Source organism: Micromonospora lupini str. Lupac 08 (assembly GCF_000297395.2).
Taxonomy (GTDB): Bacteria; Actinomycetota; Actinomycetes; order Mycobacteriales; family Micromonosporaceae; genus Micromonospora; species Micromonospora lupini.
Map to the genome: position 1 here is coordinate 552,163 of NZ_HF570108.1, position 23,996 is coordinate 576,158.

Genomic DNA, 23,996 nt, shown 5'->3' on the forward strand with positions numbered 1-23,996 from the left:
CCGCGTCGCCTCGGGCCACGGCTAGGCTCAGCGCGTGTCGACCTCCGATCACGCCGACCAGACCGGCCCTCGGCCGACGGCGTCTCCCAGCGGTCCCGACCGCGACGGCGCCGAGCCGGCCGCCGTCGGGGTGGCCGCCCTCATCCGGCAGCGCCTCGGTGAGTGCAGCCCGGCCGAGCGGCGGGTGGCGCGGGCCCTGCTCGCCGCCTATCCGGCGGCCGGGCTCGGCACGGTGGCCGCACTGGCCGAGCGGGCCGAAGTGAGCGCACCGACCGTGCTGCGGTTCCTGAGCCGTCTCGGCTTCGGGGGCTATCCCGAGTTTCAGCGCGCGCTGCGCGACGAGTTGACCGAGCGGGAGACGTCGCCGCTCACCGCGTACCGGGCGGCGGAACGTACCGGCGAACCGCCGGCGGGTGCGCTGTCCCGGGCGGCGGCGCGGCTGCCCGAGGCGGTCGCCCGCACCCTCGTCGAGCTGCCCCAGGGCGAGCTGGACGCGGCGGCCCGGCTCCTCGCCGACCAGCAGTTGCGGGTCACGGCGGCCGGTGGCCGGTTCTCCGGGCTGCTCGCCCACTATCTGGTGCTGCACCTGATGCAGGTGCGCGGTGGCAGTCGCCTGCTGCCGGCCAGTCCGGTGGAGCGCACCGACATGCTCGTCGACGTGGGTCGGCGTGACCTGGTTGTGCTCTTCGACTTCCGGCGGTACGAGGAGCCGACGCTGGCGTTGGCCCGCGAGGTGACCGCGCGCGGCGCACGGGTGGTTCTGTTCACCGACCGGTGGCTGTCTCCGGTGGCCGGTCTGGCCGAGGTGGTGCTGCCCGGCCGGGTGGAGTCACCCTCGCTGTACGACAGCTTCGTACCGGCGTTGGCCCTGGTGGAGACGGTGGTGGCGGCGGTGATCGACCGGCTCGGACCGGTCGCGGGCACCCGTCTGAAGGCGATGGAGCAGGCGCAGCAGGAGTTCCACATCGGCTGACGGCCGTTACAGAAAACTGTAACCCCACAGAAATAGTAATGTGCGTTACAGTCCGGGTGCTGGTTCGTCTGGCACCCGGAAGGACACTCCATGCGCATCCGTCAGCTCGCCCTGGCCGCCACGGCCACGGCCCTTCTCGCCGTCACCGCCGGCTGCGGCGGCAGTTCCTCCACCGCTGCCGGCTCCGGCGGCAAGATCCCCACCGTCACGGTCACCGTCGAGGGCGTCGGCCCCATCGGCACCGACGCCGACCTCGCCCGGAAGGTTCCCGCCGACCTGCGCGGCCGTGGCACGGTGACGGTCGCCACCAACGCCCCCTACGAGCCGTTCATCGACTTCAAGCAGGAGGGACGGACCGACGAGTTCAAGGGTCTCGACCATGACCTCTTCCTCGCCGCCTCGGCCCGACTCGGCCTCAAGGCCACCTTCACCCAGCAGCCCTTCGACGGACTGGTGCCGGGCCTGCAGGCCGGCAAGTACGACGCCATCGCCGGCGGCATCACCGACAAGAAGGAGCGCCAGCAGGTGGCGACCTTCGTCGACTACTCCGCCTCCGGCACCGGCTTCCTCGTCAAGGCCGGCAATCCGCTCGGCGTCAAGACCGTCGCGGACCTGTGTGGCCGCAAGGTCGCCGTGCAGAAGGCCAGCAACCAGGCCAAGAACCTCGCCGCGTACTCCAAGGGCAGCTGCGCCGGCAGGGCCGTCGAGGTCAAGGAGTACCCGGAGAACCCGCAGGCGGTGCAGGCGCTGATCGCCGGCAACGTCGAGGCGGTGGCCGCCACCAGGGTCAACCTGGTCGACACCGCCAGCGCCCTCGCCGGGAAGGCGGAGCTGGTGGCCGACCCGGCCGCCCCCAACGGCTGGCTCGCCAGCCCGAACGGCTTCGGCTTCCTCAAGAGCAAGAAGGACGTCGCCGAGGCGTACCGGGCCGCCGTGCAGTCGCTTGTCGACGACGGCAGCTACGCCAAGATCCTCGACCGGTGGAAGCAGGCCCCGATCGCGGTCAAGCAGGCCACCATCGACCAGGCCATCGACTGACCCCGCGGAAGGCGACCCCCTGAACCGCGGTCGCCGGGCGCCCTTTCCACACCGTGAGGGCGGGCCCGAAAGGCGCCCGGCGACCGCCGCACCGTTTCGCAGGAGGCACTGCACATGAGCAACACCGAGACCGTACGGGTGGTCCCCGTGCGGCACTACGGTCGGTGGCTGACCGCGCTGCTCGTGGTCGGACTGGCAGCCCTGTTCCTCCGGGCACTGCTGGCCAGCCCCAACCTTGAACCCGCCACCATCGGCGACTATCTGTTCAAGGACTACGTTCTCGACGGCGTGGTCACCACGCTCTGGCTGACCCTGCTGGCGATGGTGCTCGGCACCGTCGGCGGCGTGGTGCTCGCCGTGCTGAGGCTGTCGCCCAACCCCGTGCTGACGGGCCTCTCCTGGGCCTTCATCTGGGTCTTCCGCGGCACCCCGCTGCTCGTGCAGATCATCTTCTTCGGCTTCCTCGGCGCGCTCTTCCCCCGGCTGACGCTGAGCCTGCCGTACACCGGCACCGTCCTGTTCGACCAGCCGACAAGCGTGGTGGTCACCGGCACGGTCGCCGCCGTCCTGGCCCTGTCGCTCAACGAGATGGCGTACGCCGCCGAGGTGATCCGGGGCGGCATCCTGGCCGTCGACAGTGGCCAGACCGAAGCCGCAGCGGCGCTCGGCATGAGCCCGGCGCTCATCCTGCGCCGGGTGGTGCTGCCCCAGGCGATGCGCGTAATCATTCCGCCGATGGGCAACGAGACGATCACCATGCTCAAGTCCACAGCCCTTGTCTCGATCATCGCTGGACGGGATCTGATGACCGCCGTGCAGACCGTCTACCAGGGCAACTACAAGGTGATCCCGCTGCTGGTGGTCGCCGCGATCTGGTACCTGGCGCTGGTGAGCCTGCTCTCCGCCGGACAGTGGGCGATCGAACGGCGATTCGGGCGCGGCTTCTCGCGAGGAGGAGTGCGATGACGCACCCACCCATGGTCCGCGCCGAGGCGGTCACCAAGCGGTACGGCCCCATCGAGGTGCTCACGGGCATCGACCTCGTGGTGGCGCCCGGCGAGGTGGCCTGCCTGCTCGGTCCCTCCGGCTCGGGCAAATCCACCTTCCTGCGCTGCATCAACCACCTGGAACGCATCGACGGCGGCCAGCTCTGGGTCGACGGTGAGCTCGTCGGCTACCGACGCAGCGGCGACCGACTCCACGAGCTGAAGGCCCGCGAGGTGGCCCGGCGCCGCCGGGACATCGGCATGGTGTTCCAGCGGTTCAACCTCTTCCCACACCTGACCGCCCTCGGCAACGTGATCGAGGCGCCGATCCGGGTGCTCGGCACCGCCCGGGAGGCGGCCCGCGTCGAGGCGCTGCGACTGCTGGAGCGGGTGGGGCTGGCCGAGAAGGCGAACGCCTACCCCGGGCAGCTCTCCGGAGGACAGCAGCAACGGGTCGCGATCGCCCGCGCGTTGGCGATGCACCCGAAGCTGATGCTCTTCGACGAGCCCACCTCGGCGCTCGACCCGGAACTGGTGGGTGACGTGTTGGACGTGATGAAGGGCCTCGCCACCGACGGTATGACGATGATCGTGGTGACCCACGAGATGGGCTTCGCCCGCGAGGTGGCCGACTCGGTGGCCTTCCTCGACGGCGGGGTGGTCGTCGAGGCCGGCCCGCCGGCTGAGGTGCTCGGCAACCCGCGGCACGATCGCACCCGCGCCTTCCTCGACAAGGTGCTCTGATGGATCCGCTGCTCACCGCCGCCGGCGACCGGCTCACCGCGTACCACGAGCGGCTGGCCGAGCTGGTCGGCATCGATTCCGGGTCCGGGCAGCTCGACGGGCTGCGCGCGGCGGCCGACCTCGTGCAGACCTGGTGCCTGGCCGCCGGCCTGGCTGTCGAACGGGAGCCCGTCGCCGATCCGGCCGGCACGCCGCTGGGCGACGTGTTGATCGCTCGCCGGCGTGGACGCGGCACCCGCCGGATCCTGCTCGCCGGCCACCTGGACACGGTGTTCCCGCCGGGCACGGCCGCCGCACGTCCGTTCCGTGTGCAGGACGGGCGGGCGTACGGCCCGGGGGTGTGCGACGACAAGGGCGGCGTGCTCGCCGGCCTGGCCGCGATCGAGGTGCTGGCCAGGCTGGAGCTGGCCGATTACGGCGAGCTGATCCTGGTCTGCACCCCGGACGAGGAGATCGGCTCGCCCGGCAGTCGAGCCCTGTTGTGCCGCCTCGGGTCCGAGGTCGACGCCGCGCTCTGCCTGGAGTGCGCCCGGGACAACGGCGACCTGGTGTCCGCCCGCAAGGGTGTCGCGGACCTGGAGGTCACCCTGCGGGGCCGGGCGGCGCACGCAGGTATCGAACCGGAACGTGGTGCCAACGCGCTGCTCGCCGCGGCCCGGCTGACCGTCGCGCTGGACGCGCTCAACGGCCGCTGGCCCGGCGTGACGGTGAACGTCGGGCACCTGCACGCCGGAGATCGGCCGAACGTGGTCGCCGATCAGGCCCGGATGCTTGTCGACCTGCGCGCCTGGCGCACCAGCGAGTACGAGGCGGCGCTGGCCGAGATCCGTCGGTTGGTCGCGGTGCCGACAGTTCCCGGAGTCCGGGCCGACGTGGTCGTGCACGCGCCCACCCCGCCCTGGGAGCCGAGCCCGGCCGAGAATCGACTCGTCGAACTCGCGGCGAAGGTGGGGGCCGGGCTGGGCGTACCGGTGTCCCACACGGCCACCGGCGGATGCGCCGACGCGAACCTCCTGGCCGAGGCGGGCGCGGCCGTGCTTGATGGTCTCGGCCCGGTCGGCGGCGGGGACCACGGTCCGGCCGAGTGGTTGGACCTCGATTCCGTGGTACCACGCATCGCCCTGCTCGCCGGCCTGATCGGCGAGGTCAGCCGGATCGGCGGCGGCTGACCTCGACGGATGGTGCCACAGGTGTCCCTGGTGAGTGCGAGACGGAGGGGCACGATTGGCGGGACGACCTCGGGGTAACCGCCGCCATGGCCGACGACCGCCCACCAGCCGATCCTGACCGGTCACGGCTCGGCGAGGCCGCCGAGCGCAGTGGCCGGACGGTTGGTCGGGCGTGGCACCGCGGTGGGCAGGCCGGCCGGATCCGGGCCCGGCAGTTGGAGGTCACCCTGGTGATCGCCGTCCAGGCCGGGCTTGCCGCGGCGCTCGCCGGCCTGATCGCGCAGCACTTCCTCGGCCCCGGCGCGCACGTCTTCGCTCCCGCCGCCGCCGTCGGTACGATCGCCACCGCCATCGGCCAGCGGGCCCGGCGCACCTTCGAGCTGCTGTTCGGTGTCGGCCTGGGCATCGTCATCGGCGACACGCTGCGCTTCCTCATCGGCTCCGGCCCGTGGCAGACCGGCGTGGTCGTTGCCCTGGCCATCGCCAGCGCCCTCCTGGTCGCCGGCAAGGGCGGCCCGTTGGTCGGTCAGGCCGGCGGTACCGCCGTACTGATCGCCACGCTGGCCCCGATGGAGCGTGGCCTGGAGCTGCCCAGGATCGTCGACGCGCTCGTCGGCGGTGCGGTCGGTCTCCTGGTGGTGGCGCTGCTGGTGCCGGTCAACCCGATGCGCGTGCTGGACCGCGCCGCCGCGCCGATCTTCGCGGTCCTGCGCGAGCAACTCGCCGAGCTCGCACGGGCGGTACGCGAGCGCGACGTCGACCGGACGAAGGGTGTTCTGGAGCGGCTTCGCGGCACCGAGGGCGACGTGGGACGACTGAACGACTCGCTGAGTGGTGCGGAGGAGGTGGTCACCATCGCGCCGGCGCGCTGGCACCGCCGCCAACAGTTCCACGAGTACGCCCGCAGCGCGTCGCACCTGGAGCGGCTGCTGTTGGACACCCGTGCCCTGGCCCGCTGGTCGACGACCGCCCTGCAGTACGGCGAGCCGATCCCGTCGGAGCTGCCGGACGCGATCGCCCGGTTGGGTCAGGCGGTGGAGGAGATGCGGAGGGAGCGCCGGGTCGGCGACACCCCGCAGTGCACCCGGAAGCTGGTCGAGGAGTGTGCCGAGCTGGCCGGGCGCTCCGCCGCCCGCGGGGTCAGGTCGTTCGGCGACGCGCTCGTCACCGGTCTGCGTACCGCGGCCAGCGACCTGCTCCGCGCGGCCGGCTGCGAACCGGACGACGCCAACCGGATCGTGCGCAGGGCGGCCGGCGCGGGAGAGGCGGCGATCTCCGCGCCGGCCCGACGTCACCTGCACCGCGCCCGGCCGACCCGGGCCGCTCGGGCACGTCGGCGAGCGCACCTCGCCAGCCGTCGGCGCGACGACGACCGGGCCGGCCTCTCCACGCGGGAGAGACCGGCCCGGTGAGACCGTCGGGTCAGGAGGAGTAGCCGCGCTCGGCGATCCAGTTGGCGACCTTCGGCAGGCTCACCCAGTACTCGCCCAGTGCCGGGTCGGCCGGGTCCGCGACGCGAATGACGTCCCCGCCGTCGCGGTAGCCGACGAGCGTCAGGTAGTGGCCGCCCTCGTACGAGTGCGGGTTGCCGTCGGCGTCCACGGTCGTGCCCTTGATGTTGGCCACCACCGGCCGGCCGGCGTCGATCGCGGCCAGCACGTCCCGGCGGAGCTTCTCGACCTGGTCGGGCCGGGCCACCGCGTCACGGATCTCGGTGGTCCGGTAGCGACCGCCGGTCAGCTCGTTGAGCACGCGGGTGGTGTCCAGAGCCGACGGAGTGCCCGCCTCGGTGGTGCCGAGCCGCTTGGCCACCTCGTCCTGGGACAGCGCCTTGCCCTGCGCGGAGAGCGCGATCCGGGTCGCGGCCGGGCCGCAGTAGAAGAAGTTCGGCTGCGCCTGGTAGTCGATGTCGAGAATCCGCTCGGCGCTGCGACCGCTCTGGCTCGACGACGACGGGGCGCCCTGCGCGGGGGCCGCCTGCGCGGCGACGGCGGGGCCGAGGGCGCAACCGCCGGCGACCAGCAGGCCGACGACGGACAGGCCGCTCTTCTGCACGATCGGGTTCATGGTCGAGTCTCCGTTCGGGGGTGTGCCGCCTCCGTGGCGGTCTCGGCCGTGCGTACCGGGGACGTAACGGCCCTGCTCCGGCCGGCATTCCGCCGCCGTCTGCCGCTCAGGGCGTCGTGACCAGGTGTAACGGCTGCCGGCGGCGGGGGATTCCGCAGGCGTCGACTGAGTGCCGAATAGGTCGAACGGGCACGTAACGGACGGGCGGTCAGAGGCTGCCGAGCAACCCCGTCACGGTGATCTCGATGACCACACGCTCCGGATTCGGGCGTGGTGTCCGGTACCGCTCGGCGTAGCGGCGCTCCGCCTCCGCGACGGCGGCTCGATCCGACCGGAGCACCGCCCGACCCTCGATCGTCAGCCAGCGGCGGCCATCCACGTGGCAGACGGCCACCGGAGTGCCCGTGGCGCCGGCGGCGGCCACCTGCCGCGCCTTGCGGGACGTGCCGGAGGTGATCACCCGGGCCACCCCGGCCGCCGCGTCGAGGGTGACCCCGACCGGCACCACGTGCGGGGTGCCGTCGGCGCGCAGGGTGGTGAGCGTCGCCAGGTGCCGTTCCGCGCAGAAGGCGGCGACCCGGTCGTCACGGATGTCCAGCCGATGATCGCCCGCCACGTCCGTCCCCCGTCCTTGTGCGCCAACCCCGATCATCGTACGGAGCGGGAGCGGCCCGGATCCGGCGGCGCGTCCGGCTGCCCGGGCAGGCGTAGGCCGGCCGCCCGGCGCTTGTGCACGAGCCGCGTGAGATAGATCAGCGCGCCGGCCAGAACGCCCATGTCGTCCAGGTAGATCGGGTCCGGGAGGATGTCCACCGGGAAGATCGTGTAGATCAGCGCCCCGTAGAAGGCGACCTTGCCGCCCGTGCCGAGCCCGGTCAGCAGCCGCCTCGTCCGCACCACGCGTACCGCCAGCACCACCGCGCCGACAAGTGTGGCGAGCGCCAGGATGCCGGCGATCACCACGACGATCCACGCCTGTCGGGACATGCCGTCACGCTAGCCCACCGACGCCGGTCCGGCCCGGCGCGCCGCCTCCGAAACGGCCGGCCCCCCGCGCCGAGTTGCCCGCGAAGCGACCGGTCCGGCGCGGCGCGTTGCCCCGACCTGACGGCCCGAGCGGCGCCGCGCTGCTTTCGGGGACCGGGCGTGCCGAGCCGCCGGATCAGAAAGCCGGGACCGCAGCCCGACCGCGGGCGACCACGGTGTTCTCCCGGGTCTGCTCGACCGACGGCCGGAAAACCTCGCTGAGCGGCAGCACCGACGCCGACTCCGCCACCCGCCGTCCGGTCGCCGCATGGGCCTCCTCGCGGAGGCTGCGTGCCGCCGCCACGGCCAGCTCGGCCGCCCGCCAGGCCGCCTGCTCCCGCTCCTGGGCGGCGACGTGCCGGGCCGCCAGGTTGTCGCGGATCGCTCGCTGCAGCACCAGTTCCTGCTCGACGGGGTGCAGCCGCGGGTCCCAGCCGTCGCGGTGCGCGAAGACGTCGCTGAGCTGCTCCACCGACAGCTCCCGCCGCCAGTACGCGTCCAGCGCGGCCCGGTGCAGGTAGCGCTCGCGGTCGGCGTACTCGGCAGGGGTCCGGGCGGTCTGCGGCAGCGGCATCGCGGCCGCCGCGCCGAGCCGCCGTACGCCGGCCTCGGCCGCCTCCAGTGCCTGCCAGGCGGCTTCGACGGTCTCCTGCGCGGCCACCCACTCCGCCCGTCGACGCTGGGCGGTGGCGGTGGCGCGCTCGGCGGCCACCGCGATCTCCTGCGCGTAGCGGCTCTGCTCCCGTTCCTGCTGCGCCTGTTCGAGATCGCTGGGCATGGCCGCGTTGCGGATCCGGGCGGCCGGGTCGAGGCGGAGCCGGCCGGGTCGCAGCAGGAGCGCGGCGACGGCGACGACCACGACCCCGAGCAGGCTCAGCCAGATGGCGGCGGCCCGGGGCATGTCGGGCAGGACGGCGGAGAGGACGGTCTGCATGATCAGCACCTCGCGGTCGAACGACGGTATCGACGGATGGGTCCTGACGGCACCGGGCCGGTCGCGCGACTGGTGTCGCCGCGCCGGGCCCAAGTGGTCGGGGTGAGCTGCGGATGGCCGCCGGAGGCTCGGGCCGATCACCCGCCGGGCGGGGATCGGGCGAGCCGGATCGGGTCTCGCTGCGGGTCGCGCCGACGATGGCGGCGACCCGGGCACCCGGACGCACGACCCGAAGCCGGGTCACGGGGAGCGTCGGGGGGCCGGACGGCCTGGGGTCAGCTGGTGGGAGGGCCGCGTCGGGGCGGGGTGCCGCGGCCGGGCGCAACGGCCGGCGCGTGCTGCGCGCCCGCGAGGACCGGGCCGGTCGGCGCGGCGACGACGGCCTCGCTGCTCGGCCGGGGCGCGGCCGGCTGGCTCGTACGCTCGGTGGCCGCGGTAGCCTCGGGTCGAACGGCGTCCACCCGGCTGCTCACGGCGCTGGGCCGTAGCTGCGCCTGAGCGGACGGCGGCGTGGCGGCGAGGGCGCCGCCGAGACCGACCGCGAGCACCAGCGCGGTGACCGCCAGCCGGGTCAGCTCCCGCAGTGACCACAGCACGGCCCACCGGGCTGGGCGGACCAGGGCTGCGGACGACACCCGACCAACCTATCGCCCGGCCCGGTCTGGCGCAGCACCACAGCGGGTGCAATGGGGGTGACCGCCACCACCGCCGACACTGTGGACGGTGGCGACCCGCGGATGTGCCGCACGCGGGTGCCGAGGGGTGAACCACGGTGACCCCCGCCGCGGCACGCCGGCAGGGGTCACTCGGAGGATCTCGTGCGGCGCCGGGCGCCGTCGACGGGTCAGCCGGCGGTGCCGAGCACCGGCGGCGCTTCGTCCCCGGCGTCCCGCCACACCATCTCGTCCTCGGTCAGCCAGGTCAGCCGGTCGTCGGACTCGTCGTCCTCGGGGCGACCGTGCCCGCCGAGCACCCCGGGACGGTTGCCGCCCCGGCCGTTGCCCGCCAGGCCCTGGCGCCCTCCCGCAGCCGCCCGACCGGCCTCGCCGCGACGACCGTCGATGCTGCGCCCGACGCCACTGGCGGAACGGCTCTCGGCGGCGGCAGCGCCGCCGGTCGGCCGGGCCGCCGTGGTGGGCGTGCTGCTCGACCCGGCGAGCGCGGAGGTGCGCAGCACGCCGCCGGCCGGTGCCCCGAAGAGCAGGCTCGACCCGCCCGCGGCGCTGGCGGCGACGGCGGTCGACCCGGACAGCCCGGCCAGGCCGGCCGCGCCGCCGAGCACCGGGTCCGCGCTGGCGAGAGAGGTGGTGCCTTCGAGGTCGCTGCCGGAGCCCTCCGGACCGATGACGACGACCGAGCTGCCGCCGTCCTGGCCGGGGACAAAACCGCCCCCGCCGGCCGGCGGCGGTGCCACGCCGTCGGGCGTCCCGACGGTCGCGCCGCCGGTGTGCGCGGTCAGGCCGGTGGCGGCCGGAGCGGCCGACGGCGTCGTGGTGGCCGGGCCGCTGCGCGGCGTCGGCCGGTCGTCGTTGGTCGTCTGCGGAGTGTCCGGGTGGGGGTGGGGCGGGTCGACCACCCTGTCGTACGCGGAGAGGTCGTAGCCGGCGGCCAGCTCGGCCACCACGTTCACCATCCGCTGGTGGGCCTTCTCCTGCTCTTCCTTGTCCTGCTGGTGGCCCATGATGCCCCCGACCACGGCACCGGGCAGACCGAAGGCGGCGCCCTTGAGCGCGCCCGAGACGGCCTGGTCGTTGTCGTCGGTCTCTTCCGGGTTCTCGGCCTGCTTGTGCGCGGTGCGCAGCTGGCCGGCCATCATCGTGAGGCCCTGCTTGATGCCGGACATGCCCTCGCCCAGCGCGTCGGAGTGGTCGACGATAAGCGCCAGCCGGCGTTGGAACTCCTGACCGGCCGAGCCCGTCCAGGTGTTGCCGAGCTTCTCGAGGTCGCCGCTCAACTCCCTGCCGAGGCCGTCCAGGATGCCCTTGAGGGCGGCCCACTGGGCCGCGATCCCCTCAATCTGCTCCGGCTTGCCGGCCATCACCGCGTCGTACAGCTCGCGGTGGCTCTTGTCCTGGTAGCGCTGGGTGTACTCAGACACTGCCGTCCCCCTTCGGCTGCAACGCCCGGTCGACACCGGTCAGCGCGGCCGTGATGTCGGTGGCGTTGGCCGCGTTGCGCGCCTCGGCGGTGCGGTAGTTGGCCAGGATGGTGCTGGTCGCCTGCTGCGCCGCCTGCACCGCCTGCCGGAGCCGCTCGGCCTGATCCACGTACGACTGGTGGACCTCGCTGTAGCGGCGCGAGTTCTGGGTGGCGTCGGTGAACGAGCCCAACGCCGGAGGGCTGCACTGCATCTCGGTGTTGAGCTTGCGCAGCACCGACTCGGCCTGACTCAGCCGCGATGCCAGATGCTTGTGGAAGTCCTCAAGGGACAGCAGGTCGACTTCCGTCCGCCCGGTCATGGCAACATCCCCGTCGTTCTGGTTGACAACCGTCAGCGAGCCCAGGTTAGTCCACTGTCGCGACCCGGGGCGACCCGTCCGAACGGCTCAGTCGTCGGCACCGGTCGATGCTCCGGGCACCCCACCGCCCGTGCCGCCGCTCGCCGGGGCGCCCGTCGCCGGGGCACCCGTGGCCGAGGTGGACGACGTCGGCTGCGGCACGGACCCGGTCGCCGGCGTGTCACCGGGCGCGAACTGCACGAGCGCGTCCGTCCGGTCCAGGGTGGGCCCGGTCGGGATCAACGCGAGCAGCGAGCCGGGCACCGCAAGCGGGGTGACCCCCTCGTAGCCGAGCGCCCCCAGTGTCTCGGCGGAACCGAGCGGGTACCGGACGCCCTGCGGGCTGATCAGGTAGACCGTCGCGCCGGCTGCGCCGGACCCGCTGGTGCCGGCGCCGGACGCGGCCTGGGCCAGCACGCCCTTGCCGCCGGGCAGCAACACCGACTCGGCCGTACGCACCGCGTCCCGGTTGGTCTGGCGCACCGGCACCGAGCCGGGCTCGTCCGCCGACAACTCCGCCGGCACCCGGTCGAAGACCTCCAACGTGGTGGTCGGGGGGCCACCCGCGCTGCCGGCCCGGTACGTCGCGCAGAGCAGCGTCTGCCCGGCCCGGGCCTGGTACAGGGCGGGCAGCGTGCGGGGCATCCCGTCCGCGTCCACCCGCTGCTCGGTCAACAGCCGGCCGGCCTGGTCGGGCGTGATGTCGGTGATCTGACCGCCGCCGCTGATGAGCAGCAGGGCCGTGATCTCACTGATCGAGACGAGACCTTCCCGCGCGAGCACGTAGTGCTGCCCCGCCGCCTGGAAGACCTGACCGATGGTGGCGGGTCGGCCGGCGACGCTCAGCCCGCTGCGGTCACCCATTCCGGGCAGCGACGGCTTGCGCAGCGGCGGCCCGGCCGGCACGGCGTTGAGCAGTTGCTGCCCGACCGGCAGCGGTGTCGTGCCGCTCATCCGCAGCGCCGCCACCGCCTGGTCACCGCCGCGCACCTCGAGCCGGGAGTCGCCGGTGAGCAGGTGCCGCTGACCGTCCACGGTGACGAGTACGGCCCGGTCACCGAGCGGCGCACCGCCGGGCAGCGCGCGGTCGATCACGACGCGGGTGGTGGAGCGGCGCGGGTCGGCCGGGTCGGGCACGTCGCAGACCGACCACGGCAGGCCGGTCAACGACTTGCGGTCCGGCAACGCGTCGGGAGCGCCGACGATGCCGACGGTGTGGCCCCGTGGTCGGTCCCGCAGCGCCGCCTGCGACATGGTGCGCACCGCGGGGTCGGGCTCGTTCAGGATCAACCGTGCGGAGGTGTAGTTGAGCGTCGGATGGAGCTGGCCCTCGGCGAACACGTACGTCGCCCCGGTCTCCCGCTCGATGACCAGCGTGTTCTCTTCCAGCGGCGCGGCGTTCCCGGTCAACTGGCCGTACGCGCCCACACCGCCGAGCACCACCGCCGCGGCGATCACACTGCCCGCGACCGCCATGCCGAGCCGTCGCATCGGCAGGTTTGTCGTCTCCGGATCACCCGACATGAGCGCGGAGACGATCCGACGGGTGACGAAGCGGTACGCCTGCACCTGATCGCGGCGGGTCCGCATGACTTACCTCCGGCGGGGTGGATCCGCGACGATGTCCTCGGGGTGCCGTCGCGGGCTTCCCTACGATAAGGGGCCGACGGCGGGTCCTCGGGGCCGCCGCCGGATCGGTGCCGGGCCGACCCGGCGCAGAGTCGTACCGTCCAGGAGGGACCGTCAGCGATGACACAGGTTCAGGCGCCACCCGCCCGAGCGGTCACGAGGCCGTCCGACGTCCCGGCACGGGTCACCCCGGCGGCCGACCGACCCGGTCGGGGTCGCATCGGTCCGGTGCTGGTCGGCCAGCTCGTCGTACTCGAGGTGTGTGCCGTCGCCGTCTGGGCCGCGACGGCCGGTCCGAGCTGGCTGCTGGCCACGGTGGCCGCTCTGGCGCTTGCCGTCGTGGTGGCCGCGTTCGCCCGCCGTGGTGGTCGCTGGTGGTTCCACGACGTGCTGCTGCGTCGCCGGCTGCGGCACCGCCGCGAACGGGCGGCCGCCGCGCTGGCCGGCGGCACCGCCACGGACCCCCGGCTGGCCGCGCTCGCACCCGAGCTGGACGTCATCGAGCTGACCGACCGGGGCACCCGGCTCGGCATCGGGCAGGACGACCAGGGCTGGTTCGCGGCGGTCGCGCTGCAGCCGGTCACCGGCGCCGCGGTCGGTTCGGTGGACGCGGCGACAGTGGACCGCGCGTTGCGGGTGCTCGCCGACTTCTCGGCTCCGGTGTCCAGGGCCCAGGTGGTCGCGCACACGCTGGTCTGGTATCCGGCCCCCGGAGCGCCACCGGCTGCGCACCGGACCGTCTGGGTGGCGCTGCGGCTCACGGTCCGCGACGCGCGGGTCGAGACGGTGAGTCGGGGCGGCGGGCTGCCCGGCGTCCACCGGACGCTGGCCGCCGGGATCGGCCGGTTGGGCAAGGCCCTGACGGCCGCCGGGCTGGCCCACCGGCCGCTGGGTCGCGACGAGCTGCGCGCCGCCGTGGTGTCCGCCGCCGGGTTGGACCTGGTGCCGGAGCCGCCGACCGAGAGCTGGCGAGGGCTGCGCGGCGGCGGCTGGACGCACCACTGCCTGACCCTGCGCGGCCGCCCGGACGCGCCCCTCGGCCCGCTTGTGGACGCGATCACCGCCACGTCGGCCCCCTCGCACACGGTGGCCGCGGCGGTGTCGCCCGACGGGCGCATGGCAGCCCCGCTGCTGCGGGTCGCGGCCATGGACAACCACGTCGAGGCCCTGGTCAAGGCCGTCCGGGACGTCGCCCACCGTGCCGGCACACCGGCCCGGCCGATGGACGGGCAGCACGGTCCGGGCGTCTACGCCAGCGCGCCTGTCGCGTCGGCGGTGGGCGGCGCCGGTCGTCGGCAGCCCCGCTGACGGCCCGCCGGGGCTCCGCGGTCAGGGCCGCAGGTTGACGATCCAGCCGTACAGGCCGCCGACCCAGACGGCGAGCGGCACCAGCGCGATGATCAGCATGATCTCGACGATGTCGAGCAGTCGGCCCCACACCGGCGAGATGCGCTTGCCGGCGACGCTGAGGCCGTAGATCAGGCTGACCACGGCCGCCAGCAGCAGGCCGCCGAGGATCAGACCGAGCCGGACCGGAAGCGATCCACCGGCGAAGGTCGCGGCGGCGGTCAGGCCCAGCCCGACGGTGCCGGCGAGCAGCACCGGAACGCGCTGGGCCCGCCCCAGGAGCGGACGCGCCCGCAGCAACGACAGCAGGGCCAGCACCAGGCACAGCAGCACCGCCGGCAGGCTGCCGTCCAGGGCCAGGACCAGCTGCGCGCCGAGCACCAGCAGCGACACCGTCCACAACAGACCGGTGAGGAACTGATCGGCGCGGTCGCTCCGCTCGAGCACCTGCCGTCCGTCCACCGACTCGCTGTCGGTCTTCAGGTCGTCCGGGCCGGTCGGGATCGACGGCACCGGCAGCCGGGCCAGCCGGTAGGCCACCATCGGCAGCGCCGGCACCATGCCGAACGCGACCGCCGCCACCACCGCGGCCCCGGCCGCGGCGTCGATGCCGAAGGCCAGGCAGAGCAGCGCGCCCAGACCGGTCCCGGCGCCCACCCCGATCGCCGAGAAGAACAGGGGGTACCGGTCACCGACGGCCACCACGGCCACCGCCCCGGCGATCACCACGGCGGTGGCCGCGAGCAGGACGTGCGGACTGGCCAGCTCTGTCAGCTTTCGGTCACCGGCGAGCAGCAGCAGGCCACCGGTGCCCGCGTGCCCCAGCCCGACCATCGCCAGCACCGAGCCCGTCCCGCTGTCACCCGCCGCCCGGGAGAGCACCGCCGCGCCGACCAGCAGCGCCACCGCGACCAGCAGCGCGGCCAGCGCGCCGGGCAGGTGGGGAGGGCCGGTGAACAGGGCGGCCAGCGCGGCCGCGCCGAACGCCGCCGCGGCGAACAGCACCGCGAACGACCGGGTCGCGCCGACCTGCCAGGAACCCGGCCGTTGGGTGGTCGCGGTGGCGACCGCGTCCACCACGTCGTCGAACACGACCTCCGGCGCGGAGGCGGACCGGGGGTTGAAGTACAGCACCTCGCCGTCGCGGACACCGAGCTGCGTGGCCGTACGACCACCGTCCAGAGGTGCGCCACCCAGGCGGGACAGCGCCCAGCCGCCGTGCCGCACGCCGTCGTCGGCGAGGTCCTCCCCGGCGTAGCGCAGCAGGGTGGGCAGGAGGTCCGCCATCGGCACGTCCGACGGCAGGGCCAGGTCCATCCGGGTACGGGGGGCCACAATGGTGATCCGGCTCAGACCACCGGTCGCCGTCTTCGTCGCCACAGTGGCCTCCTGGTGTCCATCTACGATCAGCGGGCCGTGGTCCCGCGGTGCGGGCGCACCGCGCCCACGGGAGATTACCTACGATGACGGGCACGTACAGTGCCCACCCGCAGGCTTCGCGCCGCGCCGGCACGACAGCAGGGCCACTTCTGGGGAGGAGACAGCCGTGAGCACGGTCGTGTTCCGCCGACCTCCGCGCCAGCCGGGGCCGTCACTGCCGCGCGGCGAGGTGGTGCTGGAGTCCCCTCCCGAGCTGCCCGAGCCGACGCCCCGCGGGATGGGGCAACTGCTCATGATCCTGCCGATGATCTGCGGTGTCGGCGCGATGGCGTTCCTCTACGCCGGTCGGGGCGGCGGCACGATGACCTACGTCGCCGGTGGCCTGTTCGGCGTCTCGATGCTCGGTATGGCCCTCGGCTCGCTCGGCAACGGCGGAAACGACAAGGCCGAGCTGAACGCCGACCGCCGCGACTACATGCGCTACCTGGCGCAGATGCGCAAGCGCACCCGACGGGCAGCGGCTCAGCAGCGCGACGCGATGAACTGGCGGCACCCCGAGCCCGACGCGCTCTGGTCGATCGCGGCGTCCCGCCGGCTGTGGGAGCGGCGGATCACCGAACCCGACTTCGGCGAGACCAGGATCGCGCTCGGCCCGCAGCGGCTGGCCGTGGAGATCGTCCCCCCGGAGACCAAGCCGGTCGAGGACCTGGAGCCGATGAGCGCCATCGCGCTACGCCGGTTCGTCCGCGCACACTCCACCGTGCCCGAGCTTCCGACCGCGCTGTCGGTGCGCGCGTTCAGCCGGGTCGTGCTGCGCGGCGACCGCGAGCCCGTGCTCGACCTGACCCGGGCGGCCCTGGGCCAACTGGCGACGTTCCACGCCCCGGACGACCTGGTCGTCGCCGTGGTCGCCGCGCCCGACCGGCAGCCCGCCTGGAACTGGGTGAAGTGGCTTCCCCACGCCCACCACGCCGGCCGGACGGACGCGGCCGGCGCGCGTCGCCTGGTCTTCGCCAGTCTGGCCGAGGCCGAGGAGTCCCTCGCCGGCGACCTGGCCGGGCGACCCCGGTTCACCGCCGAGGCCAAGCCGCTCACCACCGCGCCACACGTGATCGTGGTGGTCGACGGGGGCGAGATCTCCCCGACCTGCCAACTCGTGGGCCAGGGGCTGCTCGGCGTCACCCTGATCGACCTCTCCGGGACGGTGCCGCGCGACGCCGGCCGCTGGCTGCTCTGCCTGGACGTGGGCGACGGCACCGCCCTCGACCTGATCCGGGGCAGTTCGTCGTCGCGGCTCGGACGACCCGACCGGCTCACCGCCGAGGCCGCCGAGGGGCTGGCCCGGCAGATCGCGCCGTACCGGCTGTCGCAGCAGCAGGCCAGCAACGAGGAGCCGCTGGCCCGCAGCACGGAGCTGCCCGACCTGCTCGGCGTCGGCGACGCCGCCGCCGTGGACGTGCACCAGACCTGGCGGCCGCGCGGTCACCGGGACCGGCTGCGCATCCCGCTCGGCGTCGGCCCGGACGGCAACGTCGTCGAACTCGACTTCAAGGAGTCGGCGCACGAGGGCATGGGCCCGCACGGTCTGGTCATCGGCGCGACCGGCTCCGGCAAGAGCGAGCTGCTCCGTACGGTGGTGGCCGCGCTGGCGGTGACCCACTCGTCGGAGGAGCTGAACTTCGTCCTGGTGGACTTCAAGGGCGGTGCGACGTTCGCCTCGCTGGACGCGTTGCCGCACACCAGCGCGGTGATCACCAACCTGGCCGACGAGCTGCCGTTGGTCGACCGGATGCGCGACGCCCTCGCCGGCGAGATGGTGCGTCGGCAGGAGCTGCTGCGGGCGGCGGGCAACTACGTCTCCCGCTTCGAGTACGAGAAGGCCCGGGCGGCCGGTGAGCCCCTGGCGCCGATGCCGAGCTTGTTGATCATTTGTGACGAGTTCAGCGAGTTGCTGGCCGCCAAGCCGGACTTCATCGACCTGTTCGTGATGATCGGCCGGCTGGGTCGGTCGCTCGGCGTGCACCTGCTGCTGGCCTCGCAGCGCCTGGAGGAGGGCAAGCTGCGCGGCCTGGACACCCACCTGTCGTACCGGATCGGTCTGCGGACCTTCTCCGCCGTGGAGAGCCGGATCGTGCTCGGTGTGCCCGACGCGTACGAGCTGCCGAACGCGCCCGGCCACGGCTACCTGAAGACGGACACCAGCACGATGCTGCGCTTCCGGGCCGCGTACGTCTCGGGGCCGTACCGGGCGCCCGGCCAGCAGGCGTCCGCGTCGCAGGCCCTGGTGCAGCGCCGGATCGTGCCGTACGGCGTCACCTTCATCCCGACGCAGGCCACGCAGGTGTCGGTGGACGCCGTGCCGGAGCCGGAGCAGCCGGCCGACGGCAAGGCCGTCGCGATGCTGGACGTCCTGATCGACCAGCTCAAGGGCCGGGGCCGGCCCGCGCACCAGGTGTGGCTGCCGCCGCTGGCGGACCCGCCGGGCCTGGGCGAGCTGCTCGGCCCGCTGGCCGTCGACCCGACCTACGGGCTGTGCACGGCGTCCTGGCCGGGCCGGGGTCGCCTCACCGTGCCGGTCGGTGTGGTGGACCGCCCGTACGAGCAGCGCCGCGACCCGATGATGGTCGAGCTGGCCGGTGCCGGCGGCAACGTGGTCATCGTCGGTCGTTCGCTCAGCGGCAAGAGCACGATGCTGCGGTCGCTGCTGGCCTCGCTGGCGCTCACCCACACGCCCCGTGAGGTGCAGTTCTTCTGCCTGGACTTCGGCGGTGGCGCGCTGCGCAGCCTGGAGCGTCTGCCGCACATGGCCGGGGTGGCCGGCCGCCGCGACGTCGAGGCGGTGCGCCGCACGGTGGCCGAGGTGGTCGCGGTGCTTGACGAGCGGGAGATGCGCTTCGCCCAGCACGGCATCGACTCGGTGGCCAGCTACCGCCGTCGTCGGGCCGCCGGCGAGTTCGCCGACGACCCGTTCGGTGACGTGTTCCTGGTGGTGGACGGCTGGAACACCCTGCGCCAGGACTACGAGGAGCTGGAGCAGACCATCACGACGCTCGCCAACCGGGGCCTCGGCTTCGGGGTGCACGTGGTGCTCACGGCGGTGCGTTGGGCGGAAATCCGGATCAACATGCGCGATCTGCTCGGCACCAAGCTGGAGTTGCGCCTGGGCGACGCGGCGGAGTCCGAGATCGACAGGCGCTCGGCGATGAACGTGCCGGAGAAGTCGCCCGGCCGGGGCCTGACCCGGGACAAGCTGCACTTCCTCACCGCGATCTCGCGGATCGACGGTCGGCGCGACATCGAGGATCTGAGCGAGGCGTCCGTCGCGCTGGCCGGGCACGTGGCGGCGAACTGGCCGGGGCGGCCGGCGCCGAAGGTGCGGCTGCTGCCGCGTCGGCTGCCGGTGTCCGAGCTGGCCCGGATCATCGACCGGTCGGCGCCCGGTCTGCCGATCGGCGTCAACGAGTCGGCGCTCGCGCCGGTCTACCTGGACCTGGCCAACGAGCCGCACCTGACGGTCTTCGGCGACGCCGAGTGCGGCAAGACCAACCTGCTACGGCTGATCGCCCGGGGCATCACCGAGCGGTACACGCCGGCCCAGGCGCGGCTGGTGATCGCCGACTACCGACGTGGGCTGTTGGGCGCGGTGGAGGGCGATCACCTGCTCGACTACGCGCCGTCCAACCAGGCGTTCGCGCAGGGGCTCGGCTCGATCCGCAGCGCGCTGTCCAACCGGCTGCCCGGCCCGGACGTGACGACCGCGCAACTGCGGGACCGCAGCTGGTGGAAGGGCCCGGACCTGTACATCCTGGTGGACGACTACGACCTGGTGGCGTCCGGTGGCAGCAACCCGCTGAGTGCCCTGCACGAGCTGTTGCCGCAGGCCCGGGACATCGGTCTGCACCTGATCGTCGCGCGTCGGGTCGGCGGGGTCTCCCGGGCGCTCTACGAGCCGGTGCTGCAGCGGCTTCGCGAACTGGACTCACCCGGCCTGCTGATGTCCGGCAACCGGGAGGAGGGCGCGGTCTTCGGCACGCTGCGTCCGAGCCCGCAGCCGCCCGGTCGGGGCACGCTCGTCCGTCGCCGCGACGGCCAGCAGTTGATCCAGACCGCCTGGTCCGAGCCGGCCTGACCGAGCCCTTCGGGTCGGATTCCCGTCCGATCGGCTCGCACAAACGACGCGATTCACCGCCATCCATCGAACGGTGCCGGTCAGGGCTGCGGTCGCTGGACTGATTCCGCTACGGTCTCACTTGGAGTGTCCGTCGGTGGGGTGTTGCTGCCTTGCCGCGGGGGAGAGGCGCGGCAAAGCCGCAGCCACAACATGACGGAAGGGTGTGAAGCATGGCGTTCGAGGTCGAAGCTGCGAGTCTGCATACCGCCGCGAGTGACGTGCGGTCCACGCGCAGCGAGGTCGACGGCGAGCTGAAGAAGCTGTGGAACGTAGTCGACGACCTGGCCATGGCGTGGAAGGGTCAGGCGTCCACGGGGTTCCAGTCGCTCATGCAGCGGTGGAACGAGGACACCGTCAACCTGCTGACCGCAATGGACAACATCGCGGACCTGCTCGACAAGTCGGGTACGACGCACCAGGTCAACGACGAGGAGCAGCAGCAGATGCTGGACAAGTTCCACTCTGCTCTCAACCCGTGATCCGTAGCCAGCAGAGGAGGAAGTCGTGACGATCAAGGTTGACTACGCGGTCCTCGAGAGCAGCAACCAGCAGATGCAGGCGATCTCGAAGACCATCGACGAGAAGCTGGACACGCTGCGGTCGATGCTGTCCAAGCTCGAGTGGGAGGGCGAGGACCGCACCGCCTACGAGCAGCACCAGGCGAAGTGGGACTCGTCGGTCCGGGACATCAACCGGATCCTGAACGAGATCGGTGGTGCCGTCGGCATCGCCCGCGAGAACTACGTCTCCACCGAGATGAGCAACTCGAAGGTGTGGGGCTGAGACAATCGCCGATGCGGCTCCGGTCCGGCTCGACCGGGCCGGAGCCGCATTGTGTTGGCGTCGGCGGGATACGGGAGAGCGATGCGTACGGGGAAGCCTTTCCGATCGACACGGGCCGTGGGCGCGGCCGCGCTGGCGTTGTGCGCCGCGCTGGCCCCCGCGGTGACTGTCGCGCCGGCGCCGGCGCAGGCCGCTGACACGGTTCGCAGCTATCAGTGGTACCTGGACTACCTCAAGATCCCCGCCGCGCACAAGATCACCAAGGGCGCGGGTGTCAAGGTCGCCGTCGTCGACGGTGGGGTGGACGCCAACAATCCCGACCTGCGCGGTCAGGTGTTGCCCGGGCACGGCACCAACGCTGCGGCCGCCCCGGACGGCCGACGTGACGACGACAAGGAAAAGGGGCACGGCACCAAGATGGCCGGCATCGTCGCCGGGCGCGGCGGTGGCGACATGCACGCGTTGGGCATCGCCCCGGCCGCGAAGATCATCCCGGTCTCGATGGGTGCCACGTCGAGCACTGACGACGTGGTTCTGGGTGTCCGGTGGGCCGCGGACAACGGTGCCGACGTCATCAACTTGTCGTTGGCCACCGCGCAGGCGGTGGCTCCTCCCGAGCTCGTGGACGCTGTCAACTACGCGTTGAGCAAGGATGCCGTGGTGGTCGCCTCCGCAGGCAACATGGAGCAGGGCGACCGACAGGTCATCTCGCCCGCCAACATCCCCGGCGTCGTCGCCGTCACCGGGTTCGACAAGCAGGGCCGCTTCTTCGCCGGTTCGGTGCAGGGCCCGGAGGCGGTCATCGCGAGCCCGATGGAGAGCATCATCGGGCCGGTGCCCAAGGGTGTTTCACCGAACGGTTACACGCTGGCCAGCGGCACCAGTTCGGCGGCCGCCATCATCTCCGGGGTGGTGGCGCTGATCCGTTCCGAGTACCCGAAGCTCGACGCGGCCAACGTCGTCAACCGACTGGTCAAGACCGCGCGCGACGCCGGGCCGTCCGGCCGTGACCCGCAGTTCGGCTTCGGCACGGTCGACCTGATGGCAGCGCTGACCCGGTCGGTGCCCCCGGTGACGGCGAACCCGCTGACGGAGGGCGCGGCGGCCGGTCCCACCCGTCCCGGCGGTGCCGCCCGGCCCGGTGACGACGACGGTCCCGCTGTCGAGTTCGGGGTGACGAACAAGGCCGGCGCCATCGCCCAGGTGGTGCTCTGCCTGGGCGTGCCGATCATCGCGCTTGTCGTCCTGCTGGTGGTGCTGCGACGGCGCAAGCGGCGCGCACCGCCGGCCGGCGGCCCGTACCCTGGCGCGCCCGGCACGCCGCCACCCGGCTGGCCCGCCACCCAGCCGACACCGGCCGGGTACGGCCCACCGCAGCACCCCGGGGCATCCGGCCCGCCGCCGCAGCACCCCGGTGCATACGGCCCACCACCGCAGCACCCTGCGGGATACGGCCCGCCGCCGGGCCAGCCTGGGCCCGGATACCCGCCGTCGAGCTATCCCGCGCAGGGCTATCCGCCGGCGCCGACCGCTCCGGTGCCACCGCCGGGCGCGTCCGGCTGGCCGGGCCCGGGCCAGGCGGCACCGCCGCCCGACCCGCACCAGCAACAACAGTGAGCGCAGACCACCAGTCAGGGTTTCGGGGAGGGGACCGATGACGGACGACAGGACCAGCCAGCCGGCACGGTACGAGAACGACGACCTCTACATCCCGGTGCCGGTGGGCGGGTTACCGACGTCGGGTCTGGCCATCACCGGCCTGGACATCGACAACGTCAACCACGCCGAGACGCCGAAGGGCCTGGTCACCGCGCCCGGCGAGGCGGGCGTCAAGACCGAGTGGGACGCGACGAGCCTGGACTCGGCCATCACCTGGCTGGAGACCCACGCCGCGTACCTGAACAAGCTCTCCTACGACATGGTCGACATCCAGGACCTGATGGGTGGCGCGACCAGCGGCGTGGCCGGCGGAGCCGGCGGGCAGCCGAGTCCGCTCGGCGGGTTCGACTGGGCCGCCCGGTTGGCCGCCAAGCACCAGGGGCTCTACCAGGGCACCGAGTCCGGTGTCCGGAAGCTCTCGCAGAACCTGTACGACGCAGCGGAGGCGCTGCGCCAGGTCAAGCAGAACTACGAGACGGCGGAGGAACAGAACAGGATGTCCGCCGCCGACATGCAGCGTGTCTTCGGCGACGTGGCCGGCAACGGCGACGGTCGCTAGGACGGGGGAGGACGGCAGATGGGCCTGAGCTGGGAAGAGATGTGCCAGAAGGTCGTCATCGACGGCCGGCCGGGCGACGTGGAGAGCGCCGCCCTCGGCTGGGAACAACTGATCAAGAATCTCAACAACGTCAAGCAGAGCCTCGACACCAACATCAAGGACCTGGGCACGACCTGGAAGGGCCCGGCGTACGAGGCGTTCAAGGGGCACATCGAGCAGATCTCCAAGGACACCGGGCAGCTCGTGGCGGACACGCAGAAGGGCAACGGCATCGTCCAGTCGCTCAAGACCGCCGCCGACAATCTCACCAAGGCCCAGCGGGACTTCCCGATCCCGGCGACCTGCGTCAACGACGTCCTGGAGGCGCGCAACGCCAAGCTGACCCTCGGGGTCGGCTTCTTCGAGGCGAAGGTCTCGCCGGACTTCCTGGGCTGGTTCGACCCGGTGACCGCGATCGCCGACTGGATCAACGACCAGTCGGAGGACGCGTCCCGGGTCTACGAGCAGGTCAGCGGCGACTACCAGGCCATCGCGCCGGGCATGCACGGTGATGCCAGCCCCACCGTCGTCAGGGACCCGACCCAGCAAATCCCCAATCTGGACAATGGCGGTGGCGGTGGTGGGGGCGGCGGTGGTGTGCCGAAGCTCGGCGGCGGCGGCTCCGGGGGTGGCCTGGGCGCAACGCCCTCGATCGGCGCCACCGCCATGCCGGACACCGGCAACCTGCCCAGCGGCTCCGGCGCCCACCCGGACCTCTCCGGCGGGTACGACTCCGGCACGGGTAACTACCCGGGCACCGGTGGCGTCCCGGGCGTCGGCGGCGCGGGCGACGAGTTCAGCAGCGGCCTCGCGGGTGCGGGCGGCGGCGGGTCGCCCGGCCTCGGCTCCGGCCTCGGAGGCGGCGGCGGCCTGGGCTCGTCCGGTGGCCTCGGCAGCGGCGGCGGCGCGGGCAGCGCCGGAGCACTCGCGGGTGGCGGCGCGCTCGGCCGGGCGGTCTCGCCGGGCATGGGCCCGATGATGGGTGGCGGTGCGG

22 protein-coding genes are annotated in these 23,996 nt (G+C 73.1%); 13 read left to right on the plus strand and 9 right to left on the minus strand.

Features of this window, described 5'->3' with window-relative positions; genetic code table 11:
- Positions 1-34: 34 nt before the first annotated feature.
- The 6 genes from MILUP08_RS03795 to MILUP08_RS03820 all read left to right on the plus strand — a co-directional run bounded on the left by MILUP08_RS03795 (position 35) and on the right by MILUP08_RS03820 (position 6,322).
- A complete protein-coding gene (locus tag MILUP08_RS03795; RefSeq protein ID WP_007454891.1) occupies positions 35-973 on the plus strand; it encodes a MurR/RpiR family transcriptional regulator in 939 nt (312 codons plus the stop codon).
- A 90-nt stretch (positions 974-1,063) separates the two neighbouring features.
- A complete protein-coding gene (locus MILUP08_RS03800; RefSeq protein WP_007454893.1) occupies positions 1,064-2,011 on the plus strand; it encodes a transporter substrate-binding domain-containing protein in 948 nt (315 codons plus the stop codon).
- Positions 2,012-2,125: 114 nt separating this feature from the next.
- The gene (locus MILUP08_RS03805) at positions 2,126-2,977 is read left to right on the plus strand and encodes an amino acid ABC transporter permease (protein WP_007454897.1); all 852 of its coding nucleotides are present in this window, start codon (positions 2,126-2,128) and stop codon (positions 2,975-2,977) included.
- A complete protein-coding gene (locus tag MILUP08_RS03810) occupies positions 2,974-3,741 on the plus strand; it encodes an amino acid ABC transporter ATP-binding protein (protein ID WP_007454898.1) in 768 nt (255 codons plus the stop codon). The genes MILUP08_RS03805 and MILUP08_RS03810 overlap by 4 nt, the downstream gene beginning before the upstream one ends.
- Positions 3,741-4,910, plus strand: a complete 1,170-nt coding sequence (locus tag MILUP08_RS03815) for a M20 family metallopeptidase (protein WP_007454901.1) — start codon at positions 3,741-3,743, stop codon at positions 4,908-4,910. The genes MILUP08_RS03810 and MILUP08_RS03815 overlap by 1 nt, the downstream gene beginning before the upstream one ends.
- Positions 4,911-4,996: 86 nt before the next feature.
- Positions 4,997-6,322: an FUSC family protein gene (locus tag MILUP08_RS03820; RefSeq protein ID WP_007454902.1), complete on the plus strand. Its 1,326-nt coding sequence runs from the start codon at positions 4,997-4,999 to the stop codon at positions 6,320-6,322.
- Between the two features lie 10 nt (positions 6,323-6,332).
- Here MILUP08_RS03820 and MILUP08_RS03825 read toward each other — a convergent pair whose 3' ends face one another.
- The 8 genes from MILUP08_RS03825 to eccB all read right to left on the minus strand — a co-directional run bounded on the left by MILUP08_RS03825 (position 6,333) and on the right by eccB (position 13,025).
- Complete coding sequence (locus tag MILUP08_RS03825; RefSeq protein ID WP_007454904.1) at positions 6,333-6,977, minus strand: C39 family peptidase; 645 nt, start codon at positions 6,975-6,977, stop codon at positions 6,333-6,335.
- A 208-nt stretch (positions 6,978-7,185) separates the two neighbouring features.
- Entirely contained in the window at positions 7,186-7,593 is a 408-nt protein-coding gene (locus MILUP08_RS03830) for a pyridoxamine 5'-phosphate oxidase family protein (RefSeq protein ID WP_039905318.1), read from the minus strand.
- A 32-nt stretch (positions 7,594-7,625) separates the two neighbouring features.
- Positions 7,626-7,964, minus strand: coding sequence for a YkvA family protein (locus tag MILUP08_RS03835; RefSeq protein ID WP_007454907.1), 339 nt, complete (start codon positions 7,962-7,964; stop codon positions 7,626-7,628).
- Positions 7,965-8,139: 175 nt separating this feature from the next.
- Positions 8,140-8,937, minus strand: a complete 798-nt coding sequence (locus tag MILUP08_RS03840) for a hypothetical protein (RefSeq protein WP_007454908.1) — start codon at positions 8,935-8,937, stop codon at positions 8,140-8,142.
- 275 nt (positions 8,938-9,212) lie between these two features.
- Positions 9,213-9,572: a hypothetical protein gene (locus tag MILUP08_RS03845; RefSeq protein WP_007454910.1), complete on the minus strand. Its 360-nt coding sequence runs from the start codon at positions 9,570-9,572 to the stop codon at positions 9,213-9,215.
- A gap of 209 nt (positions 9,573-9,781) precedes the next feature.
- On the minus strand, positions 9,782-11,035 hold the full coding sequence (locus MILUP08_RS03850; protein ID WP_007454912.1) for a WXG100 family type VII secretion target: 1,254 nt from the start codon (positions 11,033-11,035) through the stop codon (positions 9,782-9,784).
- The gene (locus tag MILUP08_RS03855; RefSeq protein WP_007454914.1) at positions 11,028-11,396 is read right to left on the minus strand and encodes a hypothetical protein; all 369 of its coding nucleotides are present in this window, start codon (positions 11,394-11,396) and stop codon (positions 11,028-11,030) included. Before MILUP08_RS03855 ends, MILUP08_RS03850 begins: the two co-directional genes overlap by 8 nt.
- Before the next feature lie 87 nt (positions 11,397-11,483).
- Positions 11,484-13,025 carry a type VII secretion protein EccB gene (eccB, locus tag MILUP08_RS03860; RefSeq protein ID WP_007454916.1) on the minus strand — a complete coding sequence of 514 codons (1,542 nt, stop codon included), beginning with the start codon at positions 13,023-13,025 and terminating at the stop codon, positions 11,484-11,486.
- A gap of 159 nt (positions 13,026-13,184) precedes the next feature.
- Here eccB and MILUP08_RS03865 point away from each other — a divergent pair, with 159 nt between their 5' ends.
- Positions 13,185-14,372: a type VII secretion protein EccE gene (locus MILUP08_RS03865; RefSeq protein ID WP_007454918.1), complete on the plus strand. Its 1,188-nt coding sequence runs from the start codon at positions 13,185-13,187 to the stop codon at positions 14,370-14,372.
- 21 nt (positions 14,373-14,393) lie between these two features.
- Here MILUP08_RS03865 and eccD read toward each other — a convergent pair whose 3' ends face one another.
- Positions 14,394-15,791, minus strand: a complete 1,398-nt coding sequence (gene eccD, locus MILUP08_RS03870) for a type VII secretion integral membrane protein EccD (RefSeq protein WP_007454919.1) — start codon at positions 15,789-15,791, stop codon at positions 14,394-14,396.
- A 166-nt stretch (positions 15,792-15,957) separates the two neighbouring features.
- Here eccD and MILUP08_RS03875 point away from each other — a divergent pair, with 166 nt between their 5' ends.
- The 6 genes from MILUP08_RS03875 to MILUP08_RS35110 all read left to right on the plus strand — a co-directional run.
- Positions 15,958-19,920 (plus strand): type VII secretion protein EccC, encoded by a 3,963-nt coding sequence (locus MILUP08_RS03875; protein ID WP_007454920.1) that lies wholly within the window; start codon positions 15,958-15,960, stop codon positions 19,918-19,920.
- A gap of 212 nt (positions 19,921-20,132) precedes the next feature.
- The gene (locus MILUP08_RS03880) at positions 20,133-20,441 is read left to right on the plus strand and encodes a WXG100 family type VII secretion target (RefSeq protein ID WP_007454921.1); all 309 of its coding nucleotides are present in this window, start codon (positions 20,133-20,135) and stop codon (positions 20,439-20,441) included.
- A gap of 25 nt (positions 20,442-20,466) precedes the next feature.
- Positions 20,467-20,745, plus strand: a complete 279-nt coding sequence (locus tag MILUP08_RS03885) for a WXG100 family type VII secretion target (protein ID WP_007454922.1) — start codon at positions 20,467-20,469, stop codon at positions 20,743-20,745.
- A 117-nt stretch (positions 20,746-20,862) separates the two neighbouring features.
- Positions 20,863-22,362, plus strand: coding sequence for a S8 family serine peptidase (locus MILUP08_RS03890; protein WP_051065657.1), 1,500 nt, complete (start codon positions 20,863-20,865; stop codon positions 22,360-22,362).
- Between the two features lie 37 nt (positions 22,363-22,399).
- Entirely contained in the window at positions 22,400-22,963 is a 564-nt protein-coding gene (locus tag MILUP08_RS03895) for a hypothetical protein (protein ID WP_007454924.1), read from the plus strand.
- A gap of 18 nt (positions 22,964-22,981) precedes the next feature.
- Positions 22,982-23,996 (plus strand): WXG100 family type VII secretion target (locus tag MILUP08_RS35110; RefSeq protein ID WP_039905325.1); only part of this gene is annotated, 1,015 nt, incomplete at its 3' end.

Excerpts from the sequence above, each read along its gene's own strand:
- MILUP08_RS03805 (WP_007454897.1), top strand. The coding sequence starts at position 2,126 with ATGAGCAACACCGAGACCGTACGGGTGGTCCCCGTGCGGCACTACGGT.
- MILUP08_RS03855 (WP_007454914.1), bottom strand. The coding sequence starts at position 11,396 with ATGACCGGGCGGACGGAAGTCGACCTGCTGTCCCTTGAGGACTTCCAC.
- MILUP08_RS03810 (WP_007454898.1), top strand. The coding sequence starts at position 2,974 with ATGACGCACCCACCCATGGTCCGCGCCGAGGCGGTCACCAAGCGGTAC.
- eccB (WP_007454916.1), bottom strand. The coding sequence starts at position 13,025 with ATGCGGACCCGCCGCGATCAGGTGCAGGCGTACCGCTTCGTCACCCGT.
- MILUP08_RS03800 (WP_007454893.1), top strand. The coding sequence starts at position 1,064 with ATGCGCATCCGTCAGCTCGCCCTGGCCGCCACGGCCACGGCCCTTCTC.
- MILUP08_RS03880 (WP_007454921.1), top strand. The coding sequence starts at position 20,133 with ATGGCGTTCGAGGTCGAAGCTGCGAGTCTGCATACCGCCGCGAGTGAC.
- MILUP08_RS03820 (WP_007454902.1), top strand. The coding sequence starts at position 4,997 with ATGGCCGACGACCGCCCACCAGCCGATCCTGACCGGTCACGGCTCGGC.
- MILUP08_RS03825 (WP_007454904.1), bottom strand. The coding sequence starts at position 6,977 with ATGAACCCGATCGTGCAGAAGAGCGGCCTGTCCGTCGTCGGCCTGCTG.
- MILUP08_RS03895 (WP_007454924.1), top strand. The coding sequence starts at position 22,400 with ATGACGGACGACAGGACCAGCCAGCCGGCACGGTACGAGAACGACGAC.
- MILUP08_RS03815 (WP_007454901.1), top strand. The coding sequence starts at position 3,741 with ATGGATCCGCTGCTCACCGCCGCCGGCGACCGGCTCACCGCGTACCAC.
- MILUP08_RS03835 (WP_007454907.1), bottom strand. The coding sequence starts at position 7,964 with ATGTCCCGACAGGCGTGGATCGTCGTGGTGATCGCCGGCATCCTGGCG.
- MILUP08_RS03865 (WP_007454918.1), top strand. The coding sequence starts at position 13,185 with ATGACACAGGTTCAGGCGCCACCCGCCCGAGCGGTCACGAGGCCGTCC.
- MILUP08_RS03840 (WP_007454908.1), bottom strand. The coding sequence starts at position 8,937 with ATGCAGACCGTCCTCTCCGCCGTCCTGCCCGACATGCCCCGGGCCGCC.